11 protein-coding genes and 1 pseudogene are annotated in these 13,180 nt (G+C 64.4%); 10 read left to right on the top strand and 2 right to left on the bottom strand.

Annotated elements, in window-relative coordinates:
• Nucleotides 1–5: 5 nt before the first annotated feature.
• Nucleotides 6–827: an indole-3-glycerol phosphate synthase TrpC gene (gene trpC, locus JQ587_RS05110; protein WP_212424579.1), complete on the top strand. Its 822-nt coding sequence runs from the start codon at nucleotides 6–8 to the stop codon at nucleotides 825–827.
• 1 nt (nucleotide 828) lies between these two features.
• Nucleotides 829–1,344 (top strand): cyclic pyranopterin monophosphate synthase MoaC, encoded by a 516-nt coding sequence (moaC, locus tag JQ587_RS05105; RefSeq protein ID WP_212424578.1) that lies wholly within the window; start codon nucleotides 829–831, stop codon nucleotides 1,342–1,344.
• A gap of 5 nt (nucleotides 1,345–1,349) precedes the next feature.
• Here moaC and JQ587_RS05100 read toward each other — a convergent pair whose 3' ends face one another.
• Nucleotides 1,350–1,514, bottom strand: a complete 165-nt coding sequence (locus JQ587_RS05100) for a Flp family type IVb pilin (RefSeq protein WP_212300847.1) — start codon at nucleotides 1,512–1,514, stop codon at nucleotides 1,350–1,352.
• Nucleotides 1,515–1,824: 310 nt separating this feature from the next.
• Here JQ587_RS05100 and JQ587_RS05095 point away from each other — a divergent pair, with 310 nt between their 5' ends.
• Nucleotides 1,825–4,545 carry a bifunctional diguanylate cyclase/phosphodiesterase gene (locus JQ587_RS05095; protein WP_212424577.1) on the top strand — a complete coding sequence of 907 codons (2,721 nt, stop codon included), beginning with the start codon at nucleotides 1,825–1,827 and terminating at the stop codon, nucleotides 4,543–4,545.
• A gap of 56 nt (nucleotides 4,546–4,601) precedes the next feature.
• Nucleotides 4,602–5,700: pseudogene (locus JQ587_RS36615) on the top strand (serine hydrolase domain-containing protein).
• A 105-nt stretch (nucleotides 5,701–5,805) separates the two neighbouring features.
• Here the strand turns inward: JQ587_RS36615 and JQ587_RS05080 are convergent.
• Nucleotides 5,806–7,143 carry a S41 family peptidase gene (locus tag JQ587_RS05080; protein ID WP_212300851.1) on the bottom strand — a complete coding sequence of 446 codons (1,338 nt, stop codon included), beginning with the start codon at nucleotides 7,141–7,143 and terminating at the stop codon, nucleotides 5,806–5,808.
• A gap of 307 nt (nucleotides 7,144–7,450) precedes the next feature.
• Between JQ587_RS05080 and JQ587_RS05075 the strand changes: the two genes are divergently transcribed.
• From JQ587_RS05075 to lexA, 6 genes are all read left to right on the top strand, one after another.
• A complete protein-coding gene (locus JQ587_RS05075; protein WP_212300852.1) occupies nucleotides 7,451–8,578 on the top strand; it encodes an alpha-hydroxy acid oxidase in 1,128 nt (375 codons plus the stop codon).
• A gap of 15 nt (nucleotides 8,579–8,593) precedes the next feature.
• Nucleotides 8,594–9,220 (top strand): HAD family hydrolase, encoded by a 627-nt coding sequence (locus JQ587_RS05070; protein ID WP_212424575.1) that lies wholly within the window; start codon nucleotides 8,594–8,596, stop codon nucleotides 9,218–9,220.
• A gap of 159 nt (nucleotides 9,221–9,379) precedes the next feature.
• Nucleotides 9,380–9,577 carry a hypothetical protein gene (locus tag JQ587_RS05065; protein ID WP_212300854.1) on the top strand — a complete coding sequence of 66 codons (198 nt, stop codon included), beginning with the start codon at nucleotides 9,380–9,382 and terminating at the stop codon, nucleotides 9,575–9,577.
• Between the two features lie 146 nt (nucleotides 9,578–9,723).
• Entirely contained in the window at nucleotides 9,724–10,851 is a 1,128-nt protein-coding gene (locus JQ587_RS05060; RefSeq protein ID WP_212424574.1) for a helix-turn-helix transcriptional regulator, read from the top strand.
• A 120-nt stretch (nucleotides 10,852–10,971) separates the two neighbouring features.
• Nucleotides 10,972–12,183: a molybdopterin molybdotransferase MoeA gene (locus tag JQ587_RS05055; RefSeq protein ID WP_212424573.1), complete on the top strand. Its 1,212-nt coding sequence runs from the start codon at nucleotides 10,972–10,974 to the stop codon at nucleotides 12,181–12,183.
• 176 nt (nucleotides 12,184–12,359) lie between these two features.
• A complete protein-coding gene (lexA, locus tag JQ587_RS05050; protein WP_128966471.1) occupies nucleotides 12,360–13,061 on the top strand; it encodes a transcriptional repressor LexA in 702 nt (233 codons plus the stop codon).
• Nucleotides 13,062–13,180 lie beyond the last annotated feature (119 nt).

Raw genomic sequence — 13,180 nt, 5'->3', positions numbered from 1 at the left:
CTGTCATGTCCGACATCCTGACCAAGATCGAAACCTACAAGCGCGAGGAGATCGCGGCAGCCAAGCGCGCCCAGCCGCTCTCCGTCGTCGAAGCCGAGGCCAAGGCGCAAGCCGCGCCGCGCGGCTTCGTGCGTGCGATCAAGGCCAAGCACGCCAATGGCGACTACGCGCTGATCGCCGAGGTGAAGAAGGCCTCGCCTTCCAAGGGGCTGATCCGCGCCGATTTCGATCCGCCGGCGCTCGCCAAGGCCTATGAGGCCGGCGGAGCGGCCTGCCTCTCGGTGCTGACTGACACGCCCTCGTTCCAGGGCCATCTCGACTTCATGGTGGCAGCGCGCGCGGCGACCTCGCTGCCGGTGCTGCGCAAGGATTTTCTGTTCGACACCTATCAGGTCGTCGAGGCACGCGCGCATGGCGCCGACTGCATTCTCATCATCATGGCCGCGCTCGATGACGCCACGGCCGCGGATCTCGAAGACGCAGCCCTCGCCTACGGCATGGACGTGCTGATCGAGATCCACGACCGCGCCGAGCTCGACCGCGCGCTGAAGCTGCGTTCGCCGATGATCGGCGTCAACAACCGCAATCTGCGCACCTTCGAGACCACGCTTGCGACCAGCGAGACGCTGGCGCCGTTGATTCCCGAGGGGCGGCTGATGGTCGGCGAGAGCGGCATCTTCACCCCTGGCGACCTCGCAAGGCTCGCGCGCGTGGGCATGTCGACCTTCCTGGTTGGCGAGAGCCTGATGCGACAGGCCGACGTGACTGCGGCCACACGCGCGCTGCTCGCGCGCGAGACCAAGACCCGCGCCGCGGGCACGCGCTGACATGGCGCGCAAGCCCGCGAAGGCCAGGCCCTCGAAGACGGCGAGCCCTGTCCTCACTCATATCGGCGCCTCCGGCGAGGCTCGTATGGTCGACGTCTCCGACAAGGCCGCAACCGAGCGGCTCGCGGTCGCCGAAGGGCGCGTCATCATGGAGAAGGCGACGCTCGACCTGATCGTTTCGGGCAATGCCAAGAAGGGCGACGTACTCGGTACCGCGCGCATCGCCGGAATCATGGCGGCGAAGCGCACCTCGGAGCTGATCCCGCTCTGTCATCCGCTCGCGCTATCGAAGGTCATTGTCGACATCGAGCCCGACGCAAAGCTGCCGGGCTGCGTGGTGCGTGCCAGCGTCAAGGTGACCGGCCCGACCGGCGTCGAGATGGAGGCGTTGACGGCGGTCTCTGTCGCCTGCCTCACCATCTACGACATGATCAAGGCCGTGGAGCGCGGCGTCCGCATCGAGGGCATCCATCTCATCGAGAAGCTCGGCGGCAAATCGGGCCACTACCGCGCCTGACCCTCCTACTTCAACGACGAGCTGATCGAGCCGAATTTCGCATTGAGCTTGCTGCCGAGGCCGTTGACGACGCTGATGATGGCAAGCGCGATGCCAGCCGCGATCAGCCCGTATTCGATTGCCGTCGCACCGGATTCGTCGGCCCAAAAATTTTTCAAAGTCTTTCTCATGCTCGTATCCTCTCTGCGTCGTCGCAAACCCAACTCGCAAATCGCGTGCCAGTGCAGCACCGAGGACCGTCAACGCGTTAGATGGTTAAGCATTGATTGACGCGGCCGCGACCGGCAAGAACTGACGGTCATCGCGACCATCGCAGGCAAAATTTGCACGCCTCTCGCCGTGCGCATCGATTGCATTTGTGCGTTACGGTTCATGTCGCATTAACCGCGCTTCCTAACGCCGCCTCCACATCGATCCCGTAAACCGACGGATGTTATGGGATCGCGAATTGACCCTGACGTGTGTACGGCAACGATCGACATGATGATGAGATACGGCAGCCGCCTCCTTGACCAGGCTTTCGTGCGCAGCGGACCGATCCGCTGGCTCGTGGTGGGCGGCACGCTGTTGATCGCGGCGATCGCAGTCGGCGCGGTGCTGATGGCGCAGAATTTCCGCGAACGCGCGCTGCGCAACTCCGGCCGCGAGCTGGACAACACCGTGCTGCTGCTCACCCATCATTTCGATCAGCAATTGCAGGATTTCGCGGTCATCCAGAGAGATTTCGTCGACCATGTCCGCGCGATCGGTATCGCAGGGACGGAAGACTATCGCAATCGCCTCTCCGGTCAGGACATCCACCGGATGCTGCGTTCGAAAATCGAAGCCTTGCCCTACATGGGCGCCGTCAACGTCATCGATGCCGAAGGCAACCTGATCAACTCGTCGATGGCGTGGCCGGCGCCGAAAGTGAATGTTGCCGATCGCGCCTATTTTCGCACCTTCAAATACGCCCCCTCCTCGCCAGACGTCCTGATCGAGCCGCTTTATAGCCGCGTCTCCGGGCAATGGACGATCCTGATCGTGCGCAAGGTCGTTGGCCCCAACGGCGAATTCATGGGCGTGGTCGGGCGCGGCATCGAACCCGTCGGCTTCGAGAAGTTCTTCGCCTCCGTCGTGCTGGGCGAGGGTGCAACGATCTCGATGCTGCATCGCGATGGCACGCTGCTCGCCCGCTATCCTCACTCCAGCGAACTGATGGGGCGGAATTTCAAGAACGGCTCGTTCGAGCAGCAAAGGATCTTCGGACTCGACCAATTCGCCGGACGCTTCGTGAGCCCGATCGACGGCGAGGACCGGCTGATCTCGGCGCGAGCCCTGCCCCATTTCCCAATTCTGATGATGGCAACGACCACGCGCGCGGCGGCGCTTGCCGACTGGCGCGAGCAGATCGGCATCCTGATTTCGGTCGCCGGCGCGTCCGCGCTCGCCATCGCCGGCGTGCTGATCGCGATCGTGCGCAAGCTCCTGGAGCAGCACCGCATCTCCCGGGAGCGGCTGACGCTGGAGAAGCAGCGCCTCGACCGCGCCGTCAACAACATGACCCAGGGCCTGCTGCTGTTCGACGCTTCGAAGCGGCTCGTGGTCTGCAACCAGCGCTACATCGAAATATACGGCCTGTCGGCCGAGATCGTGAAGCCCGGCTCCAGCTTCCGCGACATCATCGTGCACCGCAAGGCGACGGGCTCGTTCACGGGCGATGTGGACCAGTATGTCGCGCGCGTGCTGCGCGATATCCATGTGCGCAACTCCATGGTCGTCGACACCAGCGACGGCCGCTCGGTCCAGATCGTCAACGAGCCGCTCGGTGATGGCGGCTGGGTGGCGACACATGAGGACATCACCGAGCGCCGTCGCATCGAGGAACGCATCACCCACCTCGCCCATTACGACGCGCTGACCGACCTGCCGAACCGCGCCATGTTCCACGAACATCTGCGCGAGGAGCTCGGCGCCATCGTCCACGGCGAAGAAATCGCGGTGCATTACATCGACATCGACGAATTCAAGGGCGTCAACGATGCACTCGGCCATCTCGTCGGCGACGAGCTGTTGAAGTGGGTGGCGAAGAGCCTGCGCGACTGCGCCGGGCCGACCGACTTCGTCGCGCGGCTCGGTGGCGACGAATTTGCGATCGTACAGAGCGCGGTGACCTCACACGATCAGGTCAGCGAGCTCGTCTCGCGGATCTTCGCGGCGATCCGCGTGCCGTTCGACTGCATGGGCCATCACCTCACCACTGACGCCAGCATCGGCATTGCGCTGGCGCCGGGACACGGCACCGCATTGGATCAGATCCTGAAGAATGCGGACATGGCGATGTACGCCGCCAAAACCGCCGGGCGCCGCACCTATCGCTTCTTCGAGCCGGAAATGGACGCGAAGGTGCGCGAGCGGCGCCAGGTGGAGATCGACCTGCGCCACGCCATCGCCCATGGCGGTCTCGAGGTCTATTACCAACCCTGCCTGAGCCTGAAGGACGATCGCATCACCGGCTGCGAGGCGCTGGTGCGCTGGCATCACCCCGAGCGCGGCATGGTCTCGCCCGCCGAGTTCATCCCGATCGCAGAGGATACCGGGCTGATCAACGCGATCGGCGAATGGGTGCTGGCGACCGCCTGCCGCGACGCGGCCGGCTGGCCCGACGATATCCGTCTCGCCGTCAACGTCTCGCCGGTGCAGTTCAAGAGCGGCACGCTGGCCCTGAAGATCATGGCGGCGCTGGCCGCCTCCAATCTGCCGGCGAGCCGGCTCGAGCTCGAGATCACCGAGGCCGTGCTGATCCGCGACGACGACACCGCGCTTGCGATCCTGCACCAGCTCCGCGCCATCGGCGTCCGCATTGCGCTGGACGATTTCGGCACCGGCTATTCCTCGCTGAGCTACCTCCATCGCTTCCCGTTCGACAAGATCAAGATCGACCGCTGCTTCGTCAACGACATCGCCGGTCCCGATGGCTCCGCCAGCATCGTGCAGGCCGTAGTCAACCTCGCCAGTGCCCGCCGCATGGCGACGACGGCCGAAGGCGTCGAAACCGAGGAGCAGCAGCGGCTGTTGCGCACGCTCGGCTGCACTGAAATGCAGGGCTATCTGTTCAGCGCCGCAAAGCCGGCCGACAAGGTCGTGGAGCTGTTCGCACTCCACCGCAGCCGTCTCGCCCGGCGCGACGGCAACGAAAGCCGCCGCCGCGAGGCGAGCTAGGCGCACGGGGACACGTTCTGCTAAGTTGGTGAAAGCCGCCCCGCAGGTGTCCTCAGATGCGTTTTCTCGGAACGTCCGTAGCAACGGCTTGCCTATGGTTAGGCACAATCTGGGCCAGTCAAAGTTCAGCCGCAGATCTTGAGCAGCTTCTCAGAGACGGTCGCGTGCCAGGGCTTTCCTTTGCTGTACACGCCGGCAAGATCGTCGAAACGAGAGCGCTTGGTGTCCGCGACGTCTCGACAGGCACACCGGTCGACGAGAACACGATCTTTGAGGCTGCCTCGCTGTCCAAGCCGGTTTTCGCCTACGCCGTGCTTCAGCTCGTCGATGACGGAATGTTGTCGTTGGACAAGCCTCTTTCGACCTACGTGCCGGACTTCGTCGGGGATGACGCACGTGCGGCTTCGATCACCGTGCACAACGTGCTCCGCCAATCCTCCGGCTTGCCGAACTGGCGCAGCAGCACCATCCCTCTCAAGACCTATTTCCCACCGGGCGAGCGCTTTAGCTATTCCGGCGAGGGATTTGTCTGGCTGCAGCGCGTCGTGGAGACCGCTCAATGATGTCGTCACGCGCCTGGTCTTTGATCCACTGGACATGAAACGATCCAGTTTTATCTGGCGCGCGGACTTCGAAGCGGACTACGCAGCTCCACATGATTCCAAGCCGGCTTCCGGCAACAAGCGGCGGCCGTCAAAGGCCGTAACCGCGTCCTCGCTGCAAACGACCGCAGCAGACTATGCGCGCTTCCTGCAAGCGGTCCTGTCCGGCGCGCGCCTCAAGCCAGAGACTGCAAAACAATGGCTAGAGCCGCAGATCAGGCTTCGACAGCATTGCATTCAATGCCTATCGACTGATCAACCGGACGCAGATCAGCACATCGCTTGGGGCCTGGGCTGGGGTCTGGAGCCTGATGGAGGCTCGTTCTTCCACTGGGGTGACAACGACCAGTTCAAGGCATTCGTGATCGGATCACGAGCGGATCAGTCGGCCGTCGTCGTCTTCACCAACGGCTCCAATGGAATGGCGATCATGCCGGATGTCGTCCATCAACTGATGCCTGGCGATCATCCGGCTTTCGCGTGGCTCAATTACTCACGGCATTCCGCGGGCCACGCTGTGCTCGATTGGCTTCGTGCCGGCTGGCATCAGTAGGTCACCGGACCAAGCCCGCTTTCCGTGTCGCCACCGGCGCTTCGCGCCCTTGTCCGCGAGGAACTCGCAAGACAAGAGCTCAGCTTGTTGCGGCCTGCTCTGGCCCTAGTTCGGCACCGCAGCCTTCGGCGCGGGCTTGGCGGCGACCGCATTCGCGGTAACGCCATGCAGGAAGTCGTAGGCCGCGTGCAGCGCCTTGTCGTCCTTCTCTTCCGGCGGAACGTAGGACTGCGATCCGGTCTGCTCGGTGCCGTCGGCGGCCTGCAAATGACCGCGCATCTGGGACTCCGCGATGGTGTCGACGCGGCCTTTCAGCTCGGCCGGAACGTCCTGGAGGATCTCGATATCGGGCGCGATGCCTTGCGCCTGGATCGAGCGGCCCGACGGGGTGTAGTAGCGCGCCGTGGTCAGCGCGAGCGCGCCGTTACCGCTGCCGAGCGGAATGATGGTCTGCACCGAGCCTTTGCCGAACGAGCGCGTGCCGATGATCGTCGCACGCTTGTGGTCATGCAGCGCGCCGGCCACGATCTCCGAGGCCGAAGCCGAGCCGCCATTGACCAGAATCACGAGCGGCTTGCCCTTGGTGAGATCGCCGCCATGCGCGGTGAAACGCTGCGTCTCTTCCGGATTGCGGCCGCGGGTCGAGACGACCTCGCCACGCTGCAGGAACGCGCTCGACACCGACACCGCCTGGTCGAGCAGGCCGCCGGGATTGTTGCGCAGGTCCATCACGTAGCCGACGAGCTTCTCCTGCGGAACGTCCTTGGAGATCGAGGCGATCGCTTTCTTCAGACCGTCGGTGGTCTGCTCGTTGAACGAGGTGACTCGGATGTAGCCGATGTCGCCGTTCTCGACGTGGAAGCGCACGGGGCGGACATGGATGATCTCGCGCGTGATCGCTACGTCGAGCGGCGCGTCGGCGCCCTTGCGCATGATGGTCAGCTTGGCCTTGGTATCGACCGGGCCCTTCATCTTGTTGACGGCCTGCTCGAGCGTCATGCCCTGCACGGCCTCGCCATCGATCTTGCTGATGAGGTCGCCGGACATGAGGCCGGCCTTGGACGCCGGCGTGTCGTCGATCGGCGAGACGACCTTGACCAGGCCCTCCTCCATCGTGACCTCGATGCCGAGACCACCGAACTCGCCGGAGGTGGTCTCCTGCATATCGGTCCAGGCCTTGGCGTTCATGTAGCGCGAGTGCGGATCGAGCGAGGTCACCATGCCGGTGATCGCGCCTTCGATCAGCTTGGAATTGTCGGGCTTCTCGACATAGCTCGCCTTCACCCGCTCGAAGACCTCCCCGAACAGATTGAGCTGGGAATAAGCATCACCTGCGCCCGCCGCCGCCCGCGCCGCCCATAGTCCGCCCTGCGGACCGGATACGAGGAGAGTGAGGCACGCGCCGGTGAGCGCGCCCAGGGGGAATAGCAGGGTTTTCCGCATGGAATGGGTAGCCTTTTCGCTGAGCGGTTCTTTTGAGGCTTGGCAGCCGCCAAGCAAATGGCGATCCAGCCCGGTTCTCACAATATCATTCTGGTTTCTTCAAGGCCGGCCTGCCACGCCGGCGCGTACCCGGTCGAAATCCCTTCGCCTTGACCTAAACATTTGGCAACGTTCGGAAGAATGCCCCGTTCTCAGCGGGAATCGGTCAACCGGACAACGCCTCGCAGCCATGCGATTTTAGGATGGTTTTGGCCGGCCGGACGGGATAGGCGATGGCGTAAGGCTTCAAATTCTCGGGAGGATAACAATGAACGAAGCACTCCGGCCGGAACGGAACGTCGAGCTCGGCGCCAGCAGCGAGCCGTTCCAGAACCTGCACGAATTCATCCGGAAGGCCCGTTCCAACCTCAACCAGAATGCCTGGGACTACATCGTCGGCGCCGCCGAGACCGAGACCACGATGCGCCGCAACCGCATGGCGCTGGATGAAATCGCTTTCCGCCCACGGGTGCTGCGCGACGTCCGCAAGGTCGACGGCTCTGTCGAGCAGTTCGGCCGCAAGATGCGCCTGCCGGTGGTGCTCGCCCCGGTCGGTGCGCTGGAGATTTTCGACCCGCATGGCGCTGCCAGCGTCGCGCGTGCGGCCGGCACATTCGGGGCGTCGCATATGCTGAGCTCGGTCTCCGAGCCGGGCCTGGAAAAGACCGCCGAGGCGGCCCCCGATGCGCTGCGCATCTACCAGCTCTATGTCCGCGGCGACGACGCGTTCGTCGCCGACGTCGTCAGCCGCGCCGAGAAGGCCAACTATGCCGCCTTCTGCCTGACCGTCGACACGGCTCATTACAGCCGTCGAGAGCGCGACATTGCCAAGCGTTACGTGCGCGAGAGCCGCCTGCGCGCGACCGGCGGCGACTTCCAGAAAGGACTGGAGTGGCGGACGGTGAAGATGGTCAAGGACAAGTTCAGGATACCGTTGATCCTCAAGGGCATCGCCACGGCCGAGGATGCGCAGATCGCGGTCGATCACGGCGTCGAGTGGATCTATGTCTCCAACCATGGCGGCCGCCAGCTCGATCACGGCCGCGGCGCCATGCATGTGCTGCCCGAGATCGTCGATGCGGTGAAGGGCCGGGCCAAGATCATGGTCGATGGCGGCATTTGCCGCGGCACCGACATCGTCAAGGCGATCGCAGCAGGTGCCGACCTCGTCGGCATCGGCCGGCTGCAATGCTGGGCGCTGGCCGCGGCCGGCGAGACCGGTGTGACGCGGATGCTGGAACTCCTCGAGGACGAGGTGCTGCGCTGCCTCGGTCTTTTGGGCGCCACCTCGTTCACCGAGGTCAACAAATCCTGCCTGCACCCGGCCACGGCAACCAATGCGCCGAGCGTGTTCAGCGCGTTCCCGCTGTTCGATCACGAACCATATCGCTACTGACGAGAAAACGACGCCATGACATCGCTCTCTCCCGGCAGCGCGGATGCGCTTCTGTTCGATCTCGGGCGCGTGGTGCTCGACATCGATTTCTCCAAGGCGATCGTCTGCTGGGCGCGACATGCCGGGTGCCAGCCAGAGGCCATCGTCGCACGCTATGTCCGCGACAGCGAGGCCTACCGGTTGCACGAGGTCGGCAAGATCAGCGACGAGGACTATTTCCAGTCGCTGCGCTCCTCGCTCGGCATCGGCATCTCGGATGCGCAGTTCCTCGAGGGCTGGAACGCGATCTTCGCCGGCGAGATGCCCGACATCGCGGACCTGCTGCCGCGCGCGGCGAGGCGGATGCCGCTCTATGCATTCTCAAATACCAATCGGCCGCATGTGGACCATTTCTCGAAGGAATATGCCGACCTGCTCGGCCACTTCCGCAAATTGTATCTGTCCTCCAACATCGGCCTGCGCAAGCCGGATGCGGAAGCATTCGACCATGTCGTCGCCGCGATGGGCGTGCCGGCCAACCGTATCGTGTTCTTTGATGATCTCGCCGAGAACATCGAGGGCGCCCGGGCTCGCGGCCTCACCGCGGTGCATGTGACCTCGCCCCGCGACGTCGGCCTTGCGCTGGAGGCGCTGGGGATCTGATCCGCCGGAGCCGGCTGCCCAACCGGCCGATTCCGGAACAATTTCGTCCGGAGATCAGGAACCAACCAGCTCTGTGCATTTTTATACGAAGTTCCTGGAACGAATGCCCGCCTCCCGGACTCATGAGTCCGTTGGGATTTCTACATCGGACGTATCAACGTGTTGGGCAAAACCTACCTCACCAAGCAGGCCTCTCTGCTGATGAAATTCGCCAGAACCACCTCGGATTCTGACCTTTCCGCAAAGCTGATCAGCAAGGCCGCCGATTTGAAGGCCCAGGCCGATCCAATGCCCGACCGGGATCAAGGCCCCCAAGCGCCTGATGTGGCTCTGGACGGAAACCCGACGACGTCGTGATCTCGTGCACCCTTCGCCGGATATCCGATCGCCCATACCCAGGAAACTGCGGCTTCGCGGTAACAAGGCCCGACCTGCCGCTTTTCTGACCTTGTTCCCACCCTGAAACTGCGTTCAAATGTCGCATTGCAACTGCGGGGGTTGGAATGCGCGCCGGCGAGCTTTCGGACGACGCCGTATTGGACCTCGTGGGCGCAATCTACGACGCCGCGCTCGAGCAGGACCGCTGGTCGAGCGTGCTGGAGCGCGTCGATGACGCCATCGGCGGCCGCGTGCTGTTTGGCATCTACGATCCGGCCAACGGTCTGTCCAGCCTGCTCTCGCCGCGCATCGATCCCGCCCGCGTGCAGGACCTGCTCGGCTGGGCGCCGCGCAATCCGCTGCTGCCACTGGGGGTCGGCAGGACGCCGGGCGAAATCTTCACCATTGGCGACTTCATCAGCCGCGCGCAGTTCACTAGCAGCGATTTCTACAACGAATGGTGGCAGCCGGCCGGCTTCGACACCGAGCCGCTGACGACCAATTTGCTGGTCGATCACAATGCCACCGGCATCCTGACCAGCCACCGGCCGTCCAATCTGGAGCCCTATGATGCCAAGGCGCGCCGGTTGTTTGCGACACTGGCACAGCATCTCGTGCGCGCCGTTGCTATCCAGCGGCGTACGCACCAGCTCGACATCACCGGCCGCGCGGCGCTGGCGGGCCTGGACGGGCTCGATCAGGGATTTGTTCTCGCGGACGCGCAGGGTCGCCCGGTTTTCATCAATCGCCGGGCACGCGAGCTTATGGAGGCCGGCCACGGTGTCGTTGTCGAGGACGGCGTGCTGAGCGCCGTCAACGCCGAGGACGGTCATCAGCTGCGCGCACTGATCAGCTCCTGCAGCCTCGACAATCCGGACCGCATCGGCGGCGAGATGAGCCTGCAGCGACCGCCTGGCCGCATGCCGCTGCGCGTGCAGGTAACACCGGTCGGCAGCGAATGGACCGAGAAGGCCGTCCCCCTCGCCTCCGGCTGGCGCTCGAGCGCGATGGTGTTGATCACCGACCCCGAACCCGCCGCCAAGACGCAAGGCGAGACTTTGCGCGAGCGCTACGGCCTCACCCGCGCTGAAGCCGCGTTCGCGCTGGAGATCGTCAAGGGCGGCGGCCGCAGGGCCACGGCGGAGCGCCTCGGCATCACCGATGGAACCGCGCGCAGCCATCTGTCGAAGATTTTCGACAAGACCGGTGTCACCCGGCAGGCCGAGCTGGTGCGGCTCATGCTGCAGAAATAAATCTCCTGCGACCAAGGCAGGCGCGCGTGTTGCACGTGATCTCGCGGTGTTTTGCCTCAGCCCCTTCGCTCGGCTAGAACCTTGCCGACCAAATCACTCGATTTGTAGCAGGAGTTCACTGTGGCCCTGATGCCGGTATCCGATGCGCTTGCCGCCGTGCTCGCCGGTGCAGAGCCGCTGGCCGAAGAATCAGTCTCGCTCGATGAGGCCTTTCATCGCGTGCTCGCGCGCGATGTCGCGGCGCGGCGGACGCAACCGCCACAGGCGATGTCAGCGATGGATGGCTATGCCGTCCGCGCGGCCGATGCCGCAAAGGTCGACGCGCAGCTGACCGTCATTGGCGAGGTCGCAGCCGGCCGCCCTTACGCAGGAACTGTCGGCGCGGGCGAAGCGGTCCGGATCTTCACCGGCGGCATCGTTCCCGATGGCGCGGACGCCGTCGTGATCCAGGAGGACACGGTCGCCGACGGCAGACGCATCGTGATCAGGGAAGCCGCCATCGCCGGACGGCACATCCGCCCTGCCGGTATCGACTTCCGCGAGGGTGACGTGCTCCTGCGCAAGGGCGCGCGGCTGACCGAGCGCGACGTCGCGCTCGCCGCCGGCATGAACCACCCGCAGCTTGCCGTTCGCCGCCGCCCGAAGGTCGCGATTCTCGCCACCGGCGACGAGCTGGTGATGCCGGGCTCAACGCCCGGCCATGGCCAGATCGTCTATTCCAACGGCTATGCCCTGCATGCGCTCGCCCGCAGCGAGGGCGCCGAAACCATCGACCTCGGCGTTGCCGCCGACACGCTTGCCGCCACCACCGCCGGCATCCGCCGTGCGCGCGAATCCGGTGCCGACATCCTGATCACGACCGGCGGCGCCTCAGTCGGTGACCACGATCTGGTGCAGCAGGCGCTGAGGGAAGAAGGCACCGCGATGGCGTTCTGGAAGATTGCGATGCGGCCGGGCAAGCCGATGATGAACGGCCAGCTCGGGCCGATGCGGGTGATCGGACTGCCCGGCAATCCCGTGTCGTCCTATGTGTGCGCCTTCCTGTTCATGGTGCCGCTGATTCGCGCGCTCTCAGGTCGCTCCGCGGTTCATCACCGTCGCGAACGCGCCGTGCTCGGCCGCGATGTCGGCGCCAACGACCAGCGCGAGGATTATCTGCGCGCGCGCCTCGACATGCGCGACGACGGCACGCTCGTCGCCGTCCCCGTCGATCACCAGGACTCCTCGCTGCTTGCGAATCTCGCTGCGGCACAGGCACTTCTCGTGCGCCCGCCGTTTGCGCCGAAGGCCGCGACGGGCATGCCTTGCGAGGTGCTGCGACTGCCCGCCTGACCGCTTCGTTCGCAACCGTTCCGCGAACTTTGTCGCGTTCACGGTAAATTAAGCAGTTGCGGAACATGTATCGAACATATAGTGTCCGTTCATGATTTGTTTCGAGCATGTAGCGGCTTATCGCTGAACTCAGCGTCTCGGAATCGAACGACATCAACCGGGGGATTTTGGTCGAGATGTTAACGCGCAAACAATACGAGCTCCTGCGGTTCATCAGCGAGCGGTTGAAGGAAAGCGGCGTGCCGCCCTCCTTCGACGAGATGAAGGACGCGCTCGATCTGCGCTCGAAATCAGGCATCCATCGCCTGATCACCGCGCTCGAGGAGCGTGGCTTCATCCGGCGCCTGCCGAACCGCGCCCGCGCGATCGAAGTGATCAAGCTGCCCGAGCTCCAGGCCGCCGCCGGCAACCGCCGCGGCTTCACGCCGAGCGTCATCGAGGGCAACCTCGGCAAGGTGCGCACGACCTCGAGTCCACCCGCCGACGAGGGTGAGCGCCCCGTCGCGGTGCCCGTGATGGGTCGGATCGCGGCCGGTACGCCGATCGAGGCCTTGCAGACCCGCAGCCACACCATCAGCGTCCCGCCGGACATGCTCGGGGCTGGCGAGCACTACGCGCTCGAAGTACGCGGCGATTCGATGGTCGATGCCGGCATTCTCGATGGCGACATGGCGCTGATCCAGCGCAACGAGAGCTGCGACACCGGCGATATCGTGGTGGCCCTGATCGACGACGAAGAGGCCACGCTGAAGCGCTTCCGCCGCCGCGGCGCCTCGATTGCACTTGAGCCTGCCAATGCGGCCTATGAGGTGCGCATCCTCCCGCCCAACCGGGTGAAGATCCAGGGCAAGCTGATCGGGCTGTACCGGAAGTATTGAGCGCGCCGCGATCGACGACCGCGATCAACGATTGGAGCGGACGATTGTCCGCCCTGGCTGGATAGTCTTTCTGGTTTTGCACAGATTATCCGGCCCCCTCTCCAGCGCGACATCCTCGG

This window comes from Bradyrhizobium manausense (assembly GCF_018130615.1).
Classification (GTDB): domain Bacteria; phylum Pseudomonadota; class Alphaproteobacteria; order Rhizobiales; family Xanthobacteraceae; genus Bradyrhizobium; species Bradyrhizobium manausense_A.
Note: the sequence above shows the minus strand (reverse complement) of the source record. Positions and strands in the feature narration are given on the sequence as shown.

Coding starts and splice junctions, on each gene's coding strand:
- JQ587_RS05060 (WP_212424574.1), top strand. CDS start 9,724: ATGCGCGCCGGCGAGCTTTCGGACGACGCCGTATTGGACCTCGTGGGC.
- JQ587_RS05075 (WP_212300852.1), top strand. CDS start 7,451: ATGAACGAAGCACTCCGGCCGGAACGGAACGTCGAGCTCGGCGCCAGC.
- moaC (WP_212424578.1), top strand. CDS start 829: ATGGCGCGCAAGCCCGCGAAGGCCAGGCCCTCGAAGACGGCGAGCCCT.
- trpC (WP_212424579.1), top strand. CDS start 6: ATGTCCGACATCCTGACCAAGATCGAAACCTACAAGCGCGAGGAGATC.
- JQ587_RS05100 (WP_212300847.1), bottom strand. CDS start 1,514: ATGAGAAAGACTTTGAAAAATTTTTGGGCCGACGAATCCGGTGCGACG.
- JQ587_RS05080 (WP_212300851.1), bottom strand. CDS start 7,143: ATGCGGAAAACCCTGCTATTCCCCCTGGGCGCGCTCACCGGCGCGTGC.
- lexA (WP_128966471.1), top strand. CDS start 12,360: ATGTTAACGCGCAAACAATACGAGCTCCTGCGGTTCATCAGCGAGCGG.
- JQ587_RS05070 (WP_212424575.1), top strand. CDS start 8,594: ATGACATCGCTCTCTCCCGGCAGCGCGGATGCGCTTCTGTTCGATCTC.
- JQ587_RS05095 (WP_212424577.1), top strand. CDS start 1,825: ATGATGATGAGATACGGCAGCCGCCTCCTTGACCAGGCTTTCGTGCGC.